This window comes from bacterium, from assembly GCA_021372775.1.
Taxonomy (GTDB): Bacteria; Acidobacteriota; Polarisedimenticolia; order J045; family J045; genus JAJFTU01.
On the sequence record JAJFTU010000279.1, the window covers coordinates 1 to 17,043 of the forward strand.

General features: G+C 69.1%; 17 protein-coding genes and 1 tRNA gene. 11 read left to right on the top strand and 7 right to left on the bottom strand.

The genetic code is table 11. The annotated features are described in order from the left end of the window. Nucleotides 1–432: 432 nt before the first annotated feature. From LLG88_09770 to LLG88_09780, 3 genes are all read right to left on the bottom strand, one after another. On the bottom strand, nucleotides 433–831 hold the full coding sequence (locus LLG88_09770) for a hypothetical protein (protein ID MCE5247191.1): 399 nt from the start codon (nucleotides 829–831) through the stop codon (nucleotides 433–435). A 201-nt stretch (nucleotides 832–1,032) separates the two neighbouring features. Beyond that, on the bottom strand, nucleotides 1,033–1,476 hold the full coding sequence (locus LLG88_09775) for a hypothetical protein (protein ID MCE5247192.1): 444 nt from the start codon (nucleotides 1,474–1,476) through the stop codon (nucleotides 1,033–1,035). 73 nt (nucleotides 1,477–1,549) lie between these two features. Beyond that, complete coding sequence (locus LLG88_09780) at nucleotides 1,550–2,080, bottom strand: hypothetical protein (protein MCE5247193.1); 531 nt, start codon at nucleotides 2,078–2,080, stop codon at nucleotides 1,550–1,552. A gap of 492 nt (nucleotides 2,081–2,572) precedes the next feature. Between LLG88_09780 and LLG88_09785 the strand changes: the two genes are divergently transcribed. Beyond that, a complete protein-coding gene (locus LLG88_09785) occupies nucleotides 2,573–3,175 on the top strand; it encodes a hypothetical protein (protein ID MCE5247194.1) in 603 nt (200 codons plus the stop codon). 600 nt (nucleotides 3,176–3,775) lie between these two features. After that, on the top strand, nucleotides 3,776–4,588 hold the full coding sequence (locus LLG88_09790; protein MCE5247195.1) for a hypothetical protein: 813 nt from the start codon (nucleotides 3,776–3,778) through the stop codon (nucleotides 4,586–4,588). 105 nt (nucleotides 4,589–4,693) lie between these two features. Here the strand turns inward: LLG88_09790 and arsB are convergent, their stop codons facing one another. Together arsB and LLG88_09800 are read right to left on the bottom strand one after the other, a co-directional pair. Then, a complete protein-coding gene (gene arsB / locus LLG88_09795) occupies nucleotides 4,694–5,740 on the bottom strand; it encodes an ACR3 family arsenite efflux transporter (GenBank protein ID MCE5247196.1) in 1,047 nt (348 codons plus the stop codon). A gap of 20 nt (nucleotides 5,741–5,760) precedes the next feature. Further along, nucleotides 5,761–6,201 (bottom strand): metalloregulator ArsR/SmtB family transcription factor, encoded by a 441-nt coding sequence (locus LLG88_09800; GenBank protein ID MCE5247197.1) that lies wholly within the window; start codon nucleotides 6,199–6,201, stop codon nucleotides 5,761–5,763. Nucleotides 6,202–6,305: 104 nt separating this feature from the next. Here LLG88_09800 and LLG88_09805 point away from each other — a divergent pair, with 104 nt between their 5' ends. The 3 genes from LLG88_09805 to LLG88_09815 all read left to right on the top strand — a co-directional run bounded on the left by LLG88_09805 (nucleotide 6,306) and on the right by LLG88_09815 (nucleotide 7,966). After that, the gene (locus LLG88_09805) at nucleotides 6,306–6,578 is read left to right on the top strand and encodes a thioredoxin family protein (protein MCE5247198.1); all 273 of its coding nucleotides are present in this window, start codon (nucleotides 6,306–6,308) and stop codon (nucleotides 6,576–6,578) included. A gap of 10 nt (nucleotides 6,579–6,588) precedes the next feature. After that, on the top strand, nucleotides 6,589–7,641 hold the full coding sequence (locus LLG88_09810; GenBank protein ID MCE5247199.1) for a permease: 1,053 nt from the start codon (nucleotides 6,589–6,591) through the stop codon (nucleotides 7,639–7,641). 133 nt (nucleotides 7,642–7,774) lie between these two features. Beyond that, complete coding sequence (locus tag LLG88_09815; GenBank protein MCE5247200.1) at nucleotides 7,775–7,966, top strand: hypothetical protein; 192 nt, start codon at nucleotides 7,775–7,777, stop codon at nucleotides 7,964–7,966. A gap of 41 nt (nucleotides 7,967–8,007) precedes the next feature. Here the strand turns inward: LLG88_09815 and LLG88_09820 are convergent, their stop codons facing one another. Continuing rightward, entirely contained in the window at nucleotides 8,008–9,093 is a 1,086-nt protein-coding gene (locus tag LLG88_09820) for a helix-turn-helix domain-containing protein (GenBank protein MCE5247201.1), read from the bottom strand. Further along, entirely contained in the window at nucleotides 9,086–9,421 is a 336-nt protein-coding gene (locus LLG88_09825) for a killer suppression protein (protein MCE5247202.1), read from the bottom strand. Before LLG88_09825 ends, LLG88_09820 begins: the two co-directional genes overlap by 8 nt. A 261-nt stretch (nucleotides 9,422–9,682) precedes the next feature. Here LLG88_09825 and LLG88_09830 point away from each other — a divergent pair, with 261 nt between their 5' ends. The 6 genes from LLG88_09830 to LLG88_09855 all read left to right on the top strand — a co-directional run. Continuing rightward, a complete protein-coding gene (locus LLG88_09830; protein MCE5247203.1) occupies nucleotides 9,683–11,665 on the top strand; it encodes a hypothetical protein in 1,983 nt (660 codons plus the stop codon). A 364-nt stretch (nucleotides 11,666–12,029) separates the two neighbouring features. Further along, nucleotides 12,030–12,116: transfer RNA gene (locus LLG88_09835), tRNA-Leu, on the top strand. A 44-nt stretch (nucleotides 12,117–12,160) separates the two neighbouring features. Continuing rightward, complete coding sequence (tig, locus tag LLG88_09840) at nucleotides 12,161–13,456, top strand: trigger factor (protein ID MCE5247204.1); 1,296 nt, start codon at nucleotides 12,161–12,163, stop codon at nucleotides 13,454–13,456. 21 nt (nucleotides 13,457–13,477) lie between these two features. Beyond that, a complete protein-coding gene (clpP, locus tag LLG88_09845) occupies nucleotides 13,478–14,077 on the top strand; it encodes an ATP-dependent Clp endopeptidase proteolytic subunit ClpP (protein MCE5247205.1) in 600 nt (199 codons plus the stop codon). 28 nt (nucleotides 14,078–14,105) lie between these two features. After that, nucleotides 14,106–15,374: an ATP-dependent Clp protease ATP-binding subunit ClpX gene (gene clpX, locus LLG88_09850; GenBank protein ID MCE5247206.1), complete on the top strand. Its 1,269-nt coding sequence runs from the start codon at nucleotides 14,106–14,108 to the stop codon at nucleotides 15,372–15,374. Between the two features lie 94 nt (nucleotides 15,375–15,468). Further along, nucleotides 15,469–17,043, top strand: a 1,575-nt coding sequence (locus LLG88_09855; GenBank protein MCE5247207.1) for an LON peptidase substrate-binding domain-containing protein, incomplete at its 3' end; no start/stop codon positions are given.

Consider the following 17,043-nt stretch of genomic DNA (forward strand, 5'->3'; position numbering starts at 1 on the left):
CCTGGTCATCATGCCGATCATCCCTTCCCTCGCCGCGGACGCTCGGGCGTCTCCGCGGCGACAGTCTCAGGGCTCTCCCCGGGACTTGAGGACCGGCAAGACTTACTGGAATTGGACCGGCAAAACTTTCCGGAACCCACAAAGTCCAACCGCGATCACGTGCGGAGCATCTGGCGGCTGCTTGTGGTATCGATCAGCTCTTTCCTTTTGGCGGTGGGGTGGAGTGCGGTGACCGCCGTTGTACTCCTTCAATGACGGCGCTCGGGCTTGGAACAGGCCGCGGCTGCGGCGGAGCTGGTTTTGGCGCGGGCGGCGGCACCGGCCGCGCGCTCTTCGGTTTCCTGTCTGGCATCACAATCTCCGTCTAGGTTTGCAGGCACTGTCCGGTTCCGGAGCGCTCCACGAGGGAGCCGCCCCATCCATCGACGCCTGTCACCGAGTGGAATCCACCGATCGATGAACCGCGTCATGTCCCTTAGACGTGGGCTTTCCCTGTACCTTGCCGTTCATGCAACGATGCGGCACGAACAGGTCCCTTCGCTCGAGGTCTGTCATCAGTTCCTGGAGGACTCCCGGTTTAGTCAGACCAAGTCTCGCCATCGCTTCCTCGTTGCCGACAGCGGCGTTCTTTCCAATCGCGGGACACCTCTCGACCAGGATTCGGAGAAGTTCGTCTGCCATGGCCTGTTTCTGCGGAAGCGTCATTCGGAGCGCCTCCTCCACGACCTCGGTGGTCAGGATCGGGACACGCCCTGCGTCGTTCTCTTTATGGATCATGCGGGTGAGTTTGGCCTTGTCCATCGGCGTCTGCAGCGCGGTCGCTACGGCCATGGGAGACTCGTTCGGAATCCGGAATCGGCCGCAGACACAACACTCGGTCCGGTTCATCTCTTGGCCAGAATCGGCTGTGACGTGGGTTTCGGACCTTTGGCAGATCGGGCAAGATCCACTCATTTCGATTCCTCCAATGACGCACCGGGCATCTCCTTCCGTTTTCGTCGGCGAAGAGCCCCGAATCGACGCACGGTCGTCTCACGGCTGCTGAACGGGATACTCAAAGTGCGTTGTAACGTTCGTGGACTTCTTGTTGCCGCTGATGAGGGCGATGTAGACCTCCACCGACTTGAACTGCGCCTTGACGGGCACCACTGACGTCAATGTGACTTCGCCCATGCCCCTCGGGACGTCCTTCTGCGCTTGGTCCTGGTCCTTGACCACAACTGGACGGTGCTGTTCGTTCTGGACGACCAACACCACAGTCCCGGAATCGGCAGTCTGGAGGTTGTATTTGGCGGTCACCGCGATTTCGACTTGGCGGCCCGCGACAAGGGGCGAGCCGGGGTGTGGCGCCGCCTCGAGCAGGACTATCGAATCGCTCGAGGCGGCGTTGGCTCCTGCGCACGCCGCGACCGCCAATCCAACGGACAGAGACATGACGAGCCTGGGAATCCAAATTCTCATCGTGCAGATCTCCATCGAAACGCTGTGGTGATCGGGCAACCTCACCGCCGGGCCGCGCATTCAAGGGCGCGGCCCGGCGTCCAACAGATCAGCCGGCGATAACGCAGAGAATCACGATCAACCAGAACATCCAGCCGGGAATCCACGTGCAGTCATTGCCTCTGCACAAATAGGATCCTCGGCGCGCCGGGACGTTGCCCGTATTCGACGATGTGTAGGTCTGGCTCGACAAAACCGTGTAGCCGTTGGACTGCACTGCGGCTTGGGCGAGAGACCCAAGCGAATCCGGGAATCCGGCTTCAAGCGTCGCGGCAGTCGTCGGCGACATTCTGGCGTGAATCCTCTTGGCCATGGCGATGAAGTCCGAGGGCTGGCCGTTCTGCGCAATGTCTTCCTGAATGAGCTGGGTCACTTCCTGCATCGCCTGCGCCCGCTGCAACACGTTGGTGGGCTGCGTCGGAGGCTGAACGACCGGCGCGTTCGGCCCGTCGACGCTGGACGTCGGCAGTCCCGGATCGGGTTGGGTCGTGGGGTTGAGCTCGGCAAAAGAGACGGGAACGAAAGCGATTGCCGCTGCGAGCATGATTGCTCCAAACAAGACGCTCTTCTCGGTTCTCATCGTTTTCCCCCTGAAATGACATGCCTCACAACAACGAACAAACGACTCGCGTCGACGCTTGGGCTACTTCTACTCCTGCTTCTAGTGCGAAATGGCGCGTCTAACGTTGTAAATTTGCGCGTAAACAGCGCCGGCCCGCCCAAGGACACTCTCGCGGACGGCCGCGGTTTTGGAGACGTCGCCGCCGTTTCGAGACCAAGCGGCAGTGCATTCTCGTTCTGCGCCCGAATAAACCGAAGCCCCCGCACCGGGGGTGGGCGGGGGCCACGGGCACTGCAGGTCGGACCGGGAAGCGGGCGGGGGGAGTTGCCTGCCGCCGCGGCCCTTGATGCCCCGAAGTCTGCGCCGAACCCGGGTCGGCTTCAACGAAGATCCCCGGGGGCCGCTGCCGGAGCGGGACGCGCGCCCGTTCCACAAGCCGCTTCCGCGTCGGCCGACCGGCGCCCTACAATCGGGTCCTCGGCGAAGGATGCGCCGCAGGGGGAGGGGGCGATGCCTCGGATCGACTTGTCGGAACGCGAGGGGACGGCTTCGAGGATCGGACGTTGGGCGACGACGGCGGCGCTGGTCGTCGCGACGCTTCTCGCTATCGGAGCCAAGGACGCCCGGGCCGAGGTCTTTCAAGGAATCCACGAGCTCACGACCCTCGCGGAACTTCGGGAGATGTTCCCGAACGCCAAGATAGAGGAACTGAAACCCGCTGGGCAGAAGCCCGATGAGGTCAGCTACGTTGTTTCGGGTCCGGGGATTCCCGGGACCATCGGGGTCCATTTCGTGAAGTCCGATCTTCCATGGGCGCCGCCCGAGGAGTGTTGGGCGGCCTTGTGGGTCCGGTGGGTTCCGGAGTCTCCGCTTCCTCTCAAGCGGTTCGTGTCCAAGTACGGACCTCCGGACGAGGCCGGCTATGACGACAACATGCAACCGTATCGGTGGTGGAAGAAGATCGGGGTGTCGGTTAACCTGACCGACGACGAGGCGCGAGTCACGTTTGTCGACTTCACTTTCACGAATGAAGAGTTCGTGGCCGGGTTGAAGATCCGCCAAGCGCGGTTGATGAAGTACGAGACGCCGCCGCCCGCCAAACCGAAGAACTAGCGCCGCGTCCCCGCCCGCTCGCCAGCAGCCCGCCTGGGGCCCCTGAGTGCCCTCGGGAGGCGCCGACGGGCCGCGCCCGGGCGTTGGGCGCCGGCGATCCGACGTGGCTCGGAACGGCGCCTGCGGGCTCCTGCGGGGCCAAGGCCCGCGTCCGTCGTCAATGCGTTCGTGGCCTCGGTTCCGCGCGCGCGATCGGCACGACGACGCCGCGTCCGACCGAACTCCGTTCGGTCGTTTCGCCTTCGTCGATACCCGCAGACCCGGAATCTGCGGGCTCGGGCCAGTCTCCGCAAGTTCCTGACAGCGCGTCACTTGCGAGCTCGAAGAGCGCGCCCCAAGGGCAGACTCTTAATCTGCGGGTTCGGGGTTCAAGTCCCCGGCGGCTCACCATCTTCCGTCCCCAATCCAGAACTTTCGCCGAACGAGACAATGGAAGGCGGAAGCTGTCTTCGCGTCTCCGAATCACGATGAAGAGCAGATCCGGGCGCGAGGTGCCTCCTGCGCCGCAAGGGTGGCCCGCGGGCGTGAGTCCGGTGCCCGCGCGGACGCTCGCGATCGCGGCAAGCCGTTAGAATCAGAGGGCCTCTTGGAGCTCTTCTGATGCGGGTGCTTGCGGTCTGCGCTTGCTCGCTCGCCGGCTTCGCGCCGGTCGTGGCCGCGCCGGAGACGGCGTGCCGGGGACTGGACGAAGCGACGAAGCGCGTCGTCTCGTACTTGGTGGACAACCGCTATCTCGACGTGTTGAGGATTGTCGTCCACGATCCGGCCGACGAGCGGCCGGAGTTGCGCATGTTGGCGGCCAACCGGGCGAAGGTCGTGCCGTGTCTGCTGGAGATCTACACGTCCGGCCCGCTCAAGGCGGGGGTCTGGAAACACGCCGGACCCGCGCCGGCCGACGGCCGCCGACTGATCGACGTCATTCGGCGGGTGGACCCGGAGACGGGGCGGCGCCTGTATCGGGAGCGGCGGCAGGGCGCCCCGCGCGGTTCGTCGGAATGGGTTGCGAGCACGCTCGCGTTTGCGCGTCTCGGCGAGGCGGACGTGTTGCCGGACGTCGCGTCCTATTTGGAGAACGTCGCGGCGGCCGACGCCGAGAGCCAACGGCGGGCCGCGGGGTTCGTGGACGAGGCGCTTGACGTGCTCGCGATGCGAAACTACGTACCGGCGCTTCCCGCGCTGAAGAAGCTCGAACGGTCCCGGCCCTTGGATCCGTACGTGCCGGTCTACGTGGCCCAGTTGGAGGGAGACGCGGACCTTCTGCGGCTGTATGCGGGGACGGTGGAGCGCCGGTACGTGGCGCTGAAATGTCTCGTCTGGATGGGGCGTCGCGACATCGTGCAGAAGCTGGCCGACGCGCCGGAGTACCCGTTTCACGACGAAGCGCGGATGATCTTCAACAACCAAGAGTGGTAGGCAAGGCACCCGCGTCGTTACGCGCATCAGCAGGCCTATCGAGCGAAGCCGGGCCGGCTCTCCCGAAGAGCGAAGACCGGCCCCGTTCGTTCGCCGAGCCTCCCCTCAGGACTCGTTCGGCCGAAGGCCGAAGTACCGCCGCCCGAGCCGCAGCGAGACGTTGACCAGCCCGATCAGCGCCGGCACTTCGACGAGCGGGCCGATGACGGCCGCGAACGCCGCGCCGTGGTGCAGCCCGAAGGTCGCGATCGCCACCGCGATCGCCAGCTCGAAGTTGTTGGACGCGGCGGTGAACGAGAGGGTCGCGGTCTGGGCGTAGGTCGCCCCGAACTTCCGGCTCAGGAAGAACGAGACGAGGAACATCGCGACGAAGTAGATCAGCAGCGGGATCGCGATCCGCACGACGTCGAGCGGCAGCTGGACGATGTACTCCCCCTTGATCGAGAACATCACCACGATCGTGAACAGCAGCGCGACGAGGGTGATCGGGCTGATCTTCGGGATGAAGCGGGCGTGGTACCACTCCTTGCCGCGGGCCCGCACGAGGACGAAGCGGGTCAGCATCCCGGCGAGGAACGGGATCCCCAGATAGACGAACACGCTCTTCGCGATCTCGCCGATCGTGACGGCCACCGCGACGCCCTTCAGCCCGACCCACGTCGGCAGGACGGTGATGAAGACGTAGGCGTAGACGGAGAAGAACAGCACCTGGAAGATCGAGTTGAACGCGACGAGCCCGGCGCAGTACTCCGAGTCCCCCTTCGCCAGCTCGTTCCAGACGAGCACCATCGCGATGCAGCGGGCGAGGCCGATCATGATCAGCCCGACCATGTACTCCGGCTTGTCCCGCAGGAACGTGACCGCCAGCGCGAACATCAGCGCCGGCCCGACGAGCCAGTTCTGGACGAGCGACAGCGCGAGGACCTTGCGGTTGCGGAAGACGCCGCCCAGCTCCTCGTAGCGGACCTTCGCCAGCGGCGGGTACATCATCAGGATCAGCCCGACCGCGATCGGGATCGACGTCGTGCCGACGCTCGCGCGGTTGATCGCCTCCACGAGGCCGGGGAAGACGTACCCGGCGCCGACGCCGACGCCCATGGCGAGGAAGATCCAGAGCGTCAGGTAGCGGTCGAGGAACGACAGGCGGCCGATGATCGACGTTTTGTCGGCGGTCAACGCGAGGCTCCTTTCTTGGTCGAACGCTTCGGGACCGGGCACGGATCGGCGCCCTTCCCGCGCCGCCACGCGGCGAGCTTGCGGTCGATGTCGGCGACGGCGGCGGCGTCGGTCAGGGCGGGCAGCAGGTCGAGGACGCGCCGCTGCCGCGGCCCCGGCCGGTCGGCGATCCGGTAGTGGACCCACGCGCCGACGCGCCGGTCCTGGACGAGCCCCGCCCTCCGCAGCGTCTGCAGGTGCCGCGACGCCCGCGACTGGGTCACCCCGAGCACCCGCTGGATCTCGCAGACGCACATCTCGCCGTGCCGCTGGAGCAGCGCCAGCATCCCGAGGCGCGACGGGTCGGCGAGCGCGGCGAAGAAGTCGCCCAGCTCCCTGAAGGTCTCCGCGGCTTGCGGCGCCGGCTCGTCCACGACGGCCCGCGATCGCTTGGCCATGCCCGCTCTCCCCATCGGCCGCTCGTCCCCGCGGCGCCGTCGCCGCGGCCGCGGGACGGCGGGGGGTGGCGCCCCGCCGCCGCCGAACATATGCTCTTAGGCGCATGAGCGCAACGCCGTCCGCTCCCTCGGCGATGGAGGCCCGCATGAAGATCGAAGTCCTCGGCCCCGGCTGTTCCCGGTGCGCCGCGCTCCACGAAAACGTGCTCGAGGCGGTCCGCGGCGCCGGCGCCGCCTGCGAGGTGGAAAAGGTCACCGACATGCGGCGGATCGCTGCCACCGGCGCGATCTCCACGCCGATCCTCGTGATCGACGGCGAGGTCAAGTCGGCCGGCCGCGTCCTTTCGCCCGACCAGATCAAGCAGTTCCTGGGCTGAGAGGCGCCGCATGGCCGACCGCACCGCGACCCGCGGGACCGAGCCGCGCCGGCGCCTCGCGCTCGGCCTCGGCGCCGCGGCCGCGCTCTGGCTCCCGCTCTACCTCGTCCTGCAGCCCGCGGCGCGGGCGCTGGCGTACCGCGTCCTGCCGCTCAGCGAGGGGACGCGTCTCGGCGCGGCCGTCGAGTTCTTCGCCTTCGAGACGCCGAAGGTGCTGCTGCTCCTCGTCGCGGTCGTCTTCGGCGTCGGGATCGTGCGCACCTTCTTCACCCCCGAGCGCACCCGCCGGATGCTCGCCGGCCGGCGCGAGGCGACGGGAAACGTGCTCGCCGCGCTGCTCGGGATCGTCACCCCGTTCTGCTCCTGCTCGGCCGTGCCGCTGTTCATCGGCTTCGTCGCCGCCGGCGTGCCGCTCGGCGTGACGTTCTCGTTCCTCGTCTCCGCGCCGATGGTCAACGAGGTCGCGCTGGTCCTGCTGTTCGGGCTGTTCGGCTGGAAGACCGCGGCGCTCTACGCCGGAACCGGCGTCGTCGTCGCGATCGTCTCCGGCTGGACGATCGGCCGGCTGAAGATGGAGCGGCACGTCGAGCCGTGGGTCTACGAGACCGCCGCCCGCGCGGCGGGGGCGTCGTTCGACGAGCGGCTTGCCTGGCCCGACCGCCTGCGGGCCGGCCTCGAGGCCGTGCGGGAAATCGTCGGCAAGGTCTGGCCGTACGTCGTCGCGGGGATCGCCGTCGGCGCCGGCATCCACGGCTACGTGCCGGAGAACTTCATGGCCGGGGTGATGGGCAAGGACGCATGGTGGGCCGTTCCGGTCGCCGTGCTGCTCGGCGTGCCGATGTACTCGAACGCCGCGGGGATCATCCCGATCGTGCAGGCGCTGCTGGGGAAGGGCGCCGCGCTCGGCACGGTGCTGGCCTTCATGATGGCGGTGATCGGGCTCTCCGCGCCGGAGGCGGTGATCCTGCGCAAGGTGCTGCGCCCGCGGCTGATCGCCGTGTTCTTCGGCACGGTGGCGCTGGGGATCCTGTTCGTCGGCTATCTTTTCAACGCGATCTTCTGAGGAGGGCCCGCCGATGTGGTCCGCGCGCCTGACGTCCGCCTGGGTCCGCCAGTACATCCGGGACCGCGGCGGCGCGATGTACATCCTGGAGCGGCTCGGCGTCGTCGGCTGATGAAACGCCTTTAGAGGCCCGGTGGGTCTCTTCGAGCCGCAGGACGACGAATCCGCTCGGCTGACTGAATTGGTCTGCGGCGGGGACGACGCCGGCCTGCGCGTCTTCGTGGACGAGCGGCTCCTCGGCGTGCCCTATCTCCGCGACGGCTGCCTCCTCTTCAACGTCGAGGGCTTCGGCCGTTTCCGCCTCTACGTGAGCCGCGAGCCGTAGCGTCCGCCGCGCGCGTTCAAGGTGCGGCGACCGCGACGGCGTTACGCCTTCTCGTGCGTCCACTTATAGCGGACCTTCAAGTTGTTGAACCGGCTGAACGGAACGACCCGCTCGTGCTGAAGGCGACCGAGGACGATGCCCGGCGCGATCCCGACCCGTTTCGCAGCGTCGATGATGGCCTGCTCGGTGAGCGTTGTCCGCTCACGCAGGCGGCGGACCGCGTCGGCCGGGACGAGCGCGTCGGCGGCGAAGCGATCCGCCTCCTGCTCCTGCTCGCTGTCGTCGTGATCCGCTTCTACGAACACGGCCTTCTTCCCGTGGAGGAGGATGTGAGCGGCCTCGTGGAAGAAGGTGAACCAAAGGTGGTCGTCGCTCTTGTGCCGCAAACTCAGTTGGATCAGGGCCTTCTTCGGGGACAGCCAGCTCGTGGCGCCGCTGACTCGCGTCTTCGGCAGTTCGGGCACGAACGCGATCGCCACTCCCGCCGCGGCGCAGCGGGCCGTCAGGACGGGGACGAACGCCTCGGGACTGTCCATCGTCAGACGTCGAATCTCGGCCAGCGCCTCCCGGAACCGGACGGCGTCGAAGGGCTCGCAGCCGACTTCGCGGGCGACGAGTTCTCCTCGGCGCAGCCACGCGGAGAGGGCGCCATTGTCGACCTCGAACGCCTTGCTTCGACGGAATGCCGCTGCGAAAACCGCCTTCCATTGCTCGGGAGCGGCGATGCCGAAGAAGCCGAGAAGCTCGCGCGCCTGCTCCACCGGTTCCTTGCGCTTCGCGATCCAGCCGAGGCGCGCCATGTCGCGGAGCGGGAAGAGGGACACCCATCGGGTCGCCGAGGCGAGCTGCGCCGCTTCCTCCGCGCGCGCCTGGTGCTCCCGATAGAGTGCCTCGCGGCGCATCCAGAAGTCGGCCGGGATGCCCAGCACACGCTCGAGTTGGATCGCCGTTCGCGGCGTGACAGCTTCCTTGCCGGACACGATTTCGCTGATCGTCTTCTTTGGACGGCTCATCCTGGCGGCGAGTTCGCTCTGCGTCATGTCGCGCTCGTCGAGAACGTCTTGAAGCGTCGCGCCGGGCGGCGACACGACGTCCGGCGCGTATTCGTTCTTGCGCTCGCTAGCCATGGGTGTCCTCCACGCCAATCACCCGAATCGCAGTCACTCTGCCGAGGTCTATCCCGCCGTCTGGCATCGTCGGGATCGGGTCGTCGGCGGGCTCCAAAATCAGGCGGTATGGGTGCTTCAAGTCCATCGAAAACTGGCCTGCGCGGTCCTTGACAAGCGCATGCAGCCGTCCGGGCATCGGCGGGAGGACCGCCGCCAAGTTGGGCGCCGCCTGAAGATCGTCAAGGCGTCGGCCCAGTCGCTCTCCGCTCTCGCCCCAGCGCCGTCGTCGACGCTTGGCGTCGCTGCAGTCACGGCGCAGCGAGGCGGTCGCGAACAGAATCTCCACCGAATCGCCCCCTCCGTCAATAAGGATATTAACACAAAAGGTTAACAAAACCGATTGCGGTATGAAGTGGCCGCCCCGGCCGGCGCGTGCTCGGGAAGACGGGCGGCCTTGTCCAAGGGCTCGATCGGCTTCGACTCGGGGCTTGCGCCGCCCGGCCGCGCGCGAAAACGGGCGCGCGCTCCGCTGATCGGCGCCCGGGGCGACGTATCGTAGTGCGCGTCGGGCGGCGTCGGCGCCCGGGCGACGCGGAGGGAGAGCGCCGTGACGTTCGTCGCGATCCTGTCGGCCGTCGTCGTGCTGGGGTGCGCCGCGGCGGCGCTGGCGTGGATCGACCGGCGCTCCGCGGCCTGGCCGCGCTGGGCGGCGGTCGCTGCCGACGCGGCGACGCCGCTGTTGATCGGGGCGGCGGCGTGGCTCGCCGCGCCGCGCTCGTGGACCGATCTCGTACGCGGCCGGTCGCTGATCGAGTGGGCGGTCCTGCTGCTGATGGTCGGCGTCGCGCTGCGCGGGCGGCGGCTCTGGCCGCGCGTCGGGATCACGCTCGCCGCGGTCTGTCTCTTCGCGTTCGTGCCCGCGGCGATCACCGGCCGCGTCCTGAGCCTCCTCGCGCTCTGCGGCGTGCCGTTCGAACTGAACCGCTGGTTCCGGGCGCGCGCGCCGCATCGGCCGTTCCTGACCGTCCTCGGCGCGATGGCGCTGCCGGTGGTCGTGATCCTCGCGCTGGAGGCGGTGCAGGGACTCCCGCTCGAACTGACCGTCGCGGCCGTCGCCTGGGGCGAGATCGCCTGCCTCCTGCTGCTGCGGCGCTCGGGCTGGGTGCAGGCGGGGATCGTCGTCGCGTTCCTCGCGCTGATCTTCTTCTTCGGCCTGGGCAGCCAGCCGGCCAACGGCGTCCTGATCGCGCTCTCGGCCCCGGGGCCGCGCGTTCCGTGGGTGCTGTCGGCGTTCGCCGCGATCGCCTGCTTCTTCGCGCTGCGGCGCGCCGGCTGGAAGACGCCGCGGTGGGCGGTCGCGGCGGCGGCGCTCTGCCTCGTCGCAGCGCTCGCCGGCATCGCCGCGCCGTCGGCGGCGCGAACCGAATGGACGACGCGCGACGTCGACGTCGTGCTCGACGCGCGCGTGGGCCCGACCGGGCGGCTGCTGATGAACGTGGCGCCGGTCCACGACGTCGGTTGGGCGGTCCTCGCCTCCGAGCGCGGCGGCGCCTCGCTGGCCGCGCTGACGAGCCGCCCAGGGCGCGCCGCGCTCGCGCCCGACGGCGGGGCCTTTCTCTGGATCGAGTATCCGCGCGCGCTGCCCGCGCTGTGGGCGGCGCTGCGCGGCCGGAGCGTCGAGGACGCGAGCCGCCGCTCGCTGATCTTCGTCGGCGAGGTGGCCGCGGGACGCGCGGCGGACGAACGACGCGCGGCGGACGAAGGACGCGCGGCGGACGCGGGACGCGAGGCTGACGCGGCCGCGCCGCCCGCCGACGCGATCCTCGGCCCCCGCGGCTCGTGGCTGGCGATCGAGGAGGGCGAGGCCGCGCTGCGCTCGCCGCTCGGTCGTTCGCTGACGCTGCGCGGCGCGGTCCGCGACGCCTGCTTCGACGAGCGGAACGCCTACGCGCTCCTCGCGCGGGAAGTCGCGGTGATCGACGTCGAGACGCTGCAACGAAGGGAATATCCGCTCGAAACGTCCCCTTCCGGCGGGTGGCGCCTCTCGTGCGGACCCGGACCCCGCGGCGCGTGGCTCGTCGCCGCGGCGCCGAACGAACGCGATCCGGAGTCGCCGTGGACCGTCGTGCCGCTCGGTCCGGAAGGGCCCGGTCTCGGCCTGACGGGACGGGGCGCGGCGATTTTCCTTCGACGCGACGACGACGGCCTCTCGTGGATCGAAGCCGCCGCACCCCCGGAGCATGTCGGGTACCAGAGCCGCCCCCTCTTCGGGCGGCGCTGCGGCGGCCGCGTCGTCGCCGGCGACGCCTCGCGCTGGTACGAACTGCGCGACGGGCGGCTCGTCGATCTCGCGGCGCCGCGGCGTCCCGCGCCGGAACAGCGCCTTGGCTTCTCGTGGCGCTTCTTCGGACGGCGCCGGCCCGCCGCCGATCGCCGCGAGTGCCCGTACCTCTTCGGCCGGCCGCAGTTTCTCGACGACTCGGTCGTCTACCTGAGCGGCGGTTCGAAGGTCTGCCGCTACTGGCCGGCGGAGGAGCGCGCGGAGGCGCTGTTCGAACTGCCGCCGCGTCCCTTCGCCTGGTGGCGGTGAGGACGTCCGGGTCTCCGGACGTGCGGGGCGCGGCGCCCACGTCCGCGCCGCAGGCGGCGCGTTGCCGGCCCGCTCCGCGGGCGCCGATCAGGTCTGCGGCTCGCGGCGCGCGCGTCGGCGCCGCGGGGGGCGCGTTGCCGGGGCGGCCGGTCGGGGCCTACGATAACGGCAGCCGGTCTGTCCGATCCTGTTCCGCACGGGCCGATCCGGCCGCGCCGGCGGCGCGCGCGACGCGCCGTGCGACGACCGTCGGCCGCTCCGCTTGCGCGGATCCGCGACGCGGCGTATCGGTTCCTGCCGCCGGCGGCAAGCCGCGCCCGATAAATTGATATAGGCTTTCGCCCCGGGCGGCGGCCGCCCTGCCGCGAAAGTGGCGGAACTGGCAGACGCGCGAGACTTAGGATCTCGTGGCCGGAAGGCCGTGGGGGTTCGAGTCCCCCCTTTCGCACCACACCCGAACCACAAGCCCCCGCGGCGCGCGGAGAGACGAAGAAGATGAAGACGGAACTGACCCACGTGTCCGATGTCAAGAAGCGCCTGACGGTCGAAGTGCCGGCGTCCGACGTGACCGCCGTCTACGAGACCCTCGTCCGCCGCCACCGCCGCAACATGAGCATCCCCGGGTTCCGTCCCGGACACGCGCCGCTGGAACTGGTGCAGACGCGCCTCGGCGCCGCGCTCGACCACGAGGCGGCGGAGGAGATCGTCGAGCAGTTCGGGCGCGACGCCTGCGGCCAGGAAGGGCTCAAGGCCGTCTGGACCGGCATCGACCTCCCCGAGGGGACGGAGCACCTGCCGCATCCGACGCGCGGCCAGGACTACTCCTTCGCGCTGAACGTCGAGGTCGTGCCGACCGTCGAGCCGCACGACTACGTCGGCGTGGACGTCCCGCGTCCCGCCGTCGAGATTTCCGACGAGGACGTGGAGAAGGAGCTCGACGGGCTGCGCCGGATCAAGGGCGAGCTGGTGGACGTGATCGACCGCCCGAGCGCCGCCGAAGACTACGTCGGCGTCGTGCTCGAGGGGAAGGTCGGCGACGAAGTCATCGTCCCCGGCGAGTTCCAGGTCATCCAGGTCGGCGACGAGAAGAACCTGCCCGAGTTCAACGCCGTCCTGACCGGCCGCAAGACGGACGACGAGGTCGCCTTCACGGTGGACTACGCCACCGAGAACGCCGACCCGAAGTTCGGCGGCAAGACCGTCGCCTACAAGGGCACGGTCAAGGCGGTCAAGCGGATGGAGCTCCCGCCGCTCGACGAGGCGTTCGCCAAGGCGCTCGGCGGCGAGGAGGCGACGCTGGACACGCTGCGCGGGCGGCTCCGCGAGGGGCTGACGGCGCGCAAGACCGCCGAGGCCGACGACGTCGCGCGGCGCCACCTGGCCGAGAAGCTGCTCGATGCCCACCCGTTCGACGTGCCGGACGCGCTCGTCGAAGGGGAGCTGCGCGAGGCGCTCGACCGGCTCGGCCGCCGGCTCGCGTCGCAGGGCGTGGACGTCGAGAAGCTCGAGATCGACTGGAACAAGGTGATCGAGACCGAACGCGAGCGCGCGCGCCTCACCGTGCGCGAGGCGCTGCTGCTCGACGCGATCGCCGACAAGGAAGCGGAGCACGTCGTCGTCTCGCCGGAGGACGTCGAGGCGACGGTGCAGCGGATGTCGCGCGACATGAACCAGCCGGTCGGCAAGGTTCGTCAGTTCCTCGCCAAGGAGGGACGGATGTCCTCCTTGCAGCGGGAGCTGCGCCGGTCCAAGTGCCTTGACTGGCTTTTGGCCCAGTCTCATATTATTTGACCGTGAGCAGAGGTTAACTCAATGGCGCTGATCCCGATCGTCGTCGAACAATCCGCCCGCGGCGAACGCGCGTGGGACATCTACTCGCGTCTGCTGAAGGACCACATCATCTTCCTGCTTTCGGACCCCATGTCCGGCATCACCGACGACATCGCGAACGTGATCATCGCCCAGCTGCTGTTCCTCGAGGCCGAAGATCCGGACCGCGACATCAGCCTCTACATCAACAACCCGGGCGGCTCCGTCACGGCGGGGCTCGCCATCTACGACACCATGCAGTTCGTCCGTCCCGACGTCGCCACGCTGTGCATCGGCCAGGCGGCGTCGATGGCGGCCGTCCTTCTCGCGGCCGGCGCGAAGGGGAAGCGCACCGCGCTCCCCCACGCGCGGATCATGATTCACCAGCCGATGGGCGGCGCGCGCGGCCAGGCGACGGACATCGAAATCCAGGCCCGCGAAATCCTGCGCCTCAAGGAGCGGCTCAACGAGATCCTCGTGCGCCACACCGGCCAGGACATGGACAGCATCAAGCGGGACACCGACCGCGACAACTTCATGTCGGCCGACGAGGCTCGCGCCTACGGGCTGATCGACCAAGTCATCGAACGCCGCGGGGCCTGACGGCGCCCGCGCGAGGGAGTCGCCGCCGATGGCGGGCAAGAAGAAGAGCACGGGAACGGGCGAAGGCGAGCTGCGCTGCTCGTTCTGCAACAAGAGCCAACGGGACGTCCGCAAGCTGATCGCGGGCCCGACGGTCTACATCTGCGACGAGTGCGTGGACATCTGCCTCGACATCATCGCCGAGGAGCGCGAGCCGGAAGAGTCCGGCCCGGCCGGCCGCCTGCCGAAGCCGGCGGAGATCAAGGAGTTCCTCGACCAGTACGTCATCGGCCAGGACCTCGCCAAGAAGAAGCTCGCCGTCGCGGTCTACAACCACTACCGGCGGATCGAGTCGGCGCGCCGCAAGGACGACGTCGAGCTGGCGAAGTCGAACATCCTGCTGATCGGCCCGACGGGGACCGGCAAGACGCTGCTCGCGCAGACGCTGGCGCGGATGCTCAGCGTGCCGTTCGCCATCGCCGACGCCACGACGCTCACCGAGGCCGGCTACGTCGGCGAGGACGTCGAGAACATCCTGCTCAAGCTGCTGCAGGCGGCGGGGAACGACGTCGAGAAGGCGCAGCGCGGCATCGTCTACATCGACGAAGTCGACAAGATCGCCCGCAAGGGGGAGAACCCCTCGATCACCCGCGACGTCAGCGGCGAGGGCGTCCAGCAGGCGCTGCTCAAGATCCTCGAGGGCACGGTCGCCAACGTCCCGCCGCAGGGCGGGCGGAAGCACCCGCACCAGGACTTCATCCCGATCGACACCACGAACGTCCTCTTCATCTGCGGCGGCGCGTTCGTCGGGCTCGAGGGCCTGATCGACCAGCGCACCGGCAAGAAGTCGATCGGCATCAACGCCGAGGTCCAGTCCCGCAAGGACAAGCGCCGCATCGACACGCTGCGCAAGATCCAGCCGGAAGACCTGATCAAGTTCGGCATGATCCCCGAGTTCGTCGGCCGGCTCCCGGTCGTCGCCCCGCTGGACGACCTCGACGAGGCCGCGCTGGTGCGGATCCTCAACGAGCCGAAGAACGCGCTGGTGAAGCAGTACCGGAAGATCTTCGAGTTCGAGAACGTCAAGCTGGAGTTCGAGCCGGACGCGCTGAAGCTCGTCGCCCGCAAGGCGATCGAGCGCAAGATCGGCGCCCGCGGCCTGCGGATGATCCTCGAGGAAGTCATGCTCGACTTCATGTACGAGATCCCCTCGGCCGGGACGAAGCGCGAGCTCAAGATCTCCGCGGAGATGATCGAACGCGTGCTGCGCGGCGAGCCGTTCGAGGCCAAGGAACTCAAGGCGGTCGCGAACCTCTGACGCCGGCGCGCCCTCCTCGGCGACGCGGGCCGGCCGGAAGGCCGGCCTTCGCCGTCCTCGGGGCGCGGCCGCGGCGTTTCGACGAAGGGAAGGAATGGCGTCCACGGACATCCTCCGCCTGCCGATGGTCCCGCTGCGGGAGGCGGTCGTCTTCCCGCACACCCTCGTGCCGTTCGTCGTCGGCCGGCAGTCGTCGCTGCGCGCGCTGGAGTGCGTCGAGGACGGCGACCGCCGCATCTTCCTCGCCTGCCAGCGCGACGCCTCGAGCGACGAGCCGGCGCCGGAGGAGATCCACTCCGTCGGCGCGGTGGCGACGGTCGTCCAGTCGCTGAAGGTCGCCTCGGGCAACGTGCGGCTGCTCGTGGAAGGGGTCGTCCGCGCCCGCGCGCTCGACATCTCGCGTGTCGCCGAGGGGTACTACTGCGCCGAGGTCTGCGCGCTGCCGGACCGCGGCGTCGCCGCGGCGGGGCTCGACGATCTGGCGAAGGAGGCCGCGGCGGCGTTCGAGGAGTACGTCAAGGCGAACCCGGCGCTGCCGGCGGAGACGCTGATCTCGACGCTCAAGGTCGAGGATCCGGGGCGCCTCGCCGACACGATCGCCGCGCACCTCCTCGCGCCGGCCGAGATCAAGCAGGACCTGCTGGAACGGACGCTGGTGGGCGAGCGGCTGGAGCGGCTGCTCGAGGTGCTGCGCGCCGAGACCGACAAGCTGCGCGTGGACGCGGAGATCAACGGCCGCGTCAAGGGGCAGCTCGAGCGGGCGCAGCGCGAGTACTACCTCGCGGAGAAGGTCAAGGCGATCCAGAAGGAGCTCGGGCGGACGGCGCCGGGCGGCGACGTCGAGGAGCTCGCGGGGCGGATCGAGGCCGCGGGAATGAGCGCCGAGGCGCTGGAGAAGGCGCGCGGCGAGCTGAAGCGGCTCGAGGCGATGCCGTCCCAGTCGGCCGAGGCGACCGTCGCCCGCGCCTACCTCGAGTGGCTCGCCGCGGTGCCGTGGAAGGGCAAGAGCCGCGAGAACCGCGACCTCAAGCGGGCGCGCCGCGTGCTCGACGAGGACCACTTCGGGCTCGCCGAGGCGAAGGAGCGGATCCTCGAGTTCCTCGCCGTGCGCAAGCTCGCGCCGGAGAAGAAGCAGCCGGCGATCCTCTGCTTCGTCGGCCCGCCGGGGGTGGGGAAGACCTCGCTCGCCCGCTCGATCGCCCGCGCCACGGGGCGCAAGTTCGTCCGGGTGAGCCTCGGCGGCGTGCGCGACGAGGCGGAGATCCGCGGCCATCGCCGCACCTACATCGGCGCCTTCCCCGGGCGGATCGTCCAGATGATGCGCAAGGCCGGGACGATGAACCCGGTCTTCCTGCTCGACGAGCTGGACAAGATGGCGACCGACTTCCGCGGGGATCCGTCGGCCGCGCTGCTCGAGGTGCTCGACCCGACGCAGAACAACGCGTTCCTCGACCACTACCTCGACGTCGAATACGACCTCTCCAACGTCTTCTTCATCGCCACCGCGAACGTGCTCCACACGATCCCTGCGGCGCTGCAGGACCGGCTCGAAGTGCTGCGGCTCCCCGGCTACACGCTGCAGGAGAAGCTGGCGATCGCCGAGCGGTTCCTCGTCGGCCGGCAGCTCGAGTCGGCCGGCCTCTCCGCGGACCAGGTCGCCGTGCCGCGG

What these genes read in the sequence shown, in the direction of transcription:
- LLG88_09770 (MCE5247191.1), bottom strand. Translation starts at nt 831, where the DNA reads ATGGCCGTAGCGACCGCGCTGCAGACGCCGATGGACAAGGCCAAACTC.
- LLG88_09775 (MCE5247192.1), bottom strand. Translation starts at nt 1,476, where the DNA reads ATGGAGATCTGCACGATGAGAATTTGGATTCCCAGGCTCGTCATGTCT.
- LLG88_09780 (MCE5247193.1), bottom strand. Translation starts at nt 2,080, where the DNA reads ATGAGAACCGAGAAGAGCGTCTTGTTTGGAGCAATCATGCTCGCAGCG.
- LLG88_09785 (MCE5247194.1), top strand. Translation starts at nt 2,573, where the DNA reads ATGCCTCGGATCGACTTGTCGGAACGCGAGGGGACGGCTTCGAGGATC.
- LLG88_09790 (MCE5247195.1), top strand. Translation starts at nt 3,776, where the DNA reads ATGCGGGTGCTTGCGGTCTGCGCTTGCTCGCTCGCCGGCTTCGCGCCG.
- LLG88_09800 (MCE5247197.1), bottom strand. Translation starts at nt 6,201, where the DNA reads ATGGCCAAGCGATCGCGGGCCGTCGTGGACGAGCCGGCGCCGCAAGCC.
- LLG88_09805 (MCE5247198.1), top strand. Translation starts at nt 6,306, where the DNA reads ATGAGCGCAACGCCGTCCGCTCCCTCGGCGATGGAGGCCCGCATGAAG.
- LLG88_09810 (MCE5247199.1), top strand. Translation starts at nt 6,589, where the DNA reads ATGGCCGACCGCACCGCGACCCGCGGGACCGAGCCGCGCCGGCGCCTC.
- LLG88_09820 (MCE5247201.1), bottom strand. Translation starts at nt 9,093, where the DNA reads ATGGCTAGCGAGCGCAAGAACGAATACGCGCCGGACGTCGTGTCGCCG.
- tig (MCE5247204.1), top strand. Translation starts at nt 12,161, where the DNA reads ATGAAGACGGAACTGACCCACGTGTCCGATGTCAAGAAGCGCCTGACG.
- clpP (MCE5247205.1), top strand. Translation starts at nt 13,478, where the DNA reads ATGGCGCTGATCCCGATCGTCGTCGAACAATCCGCCCGCGGCGAACGC.
- clpX (MCE5247206.1), top strand. Translation starts at nt 14,106, where the DNA reads ATGGCGGGCAAGAAGAAGAGCACGGGAACGGGCGAAGGCGAGCTGCGC.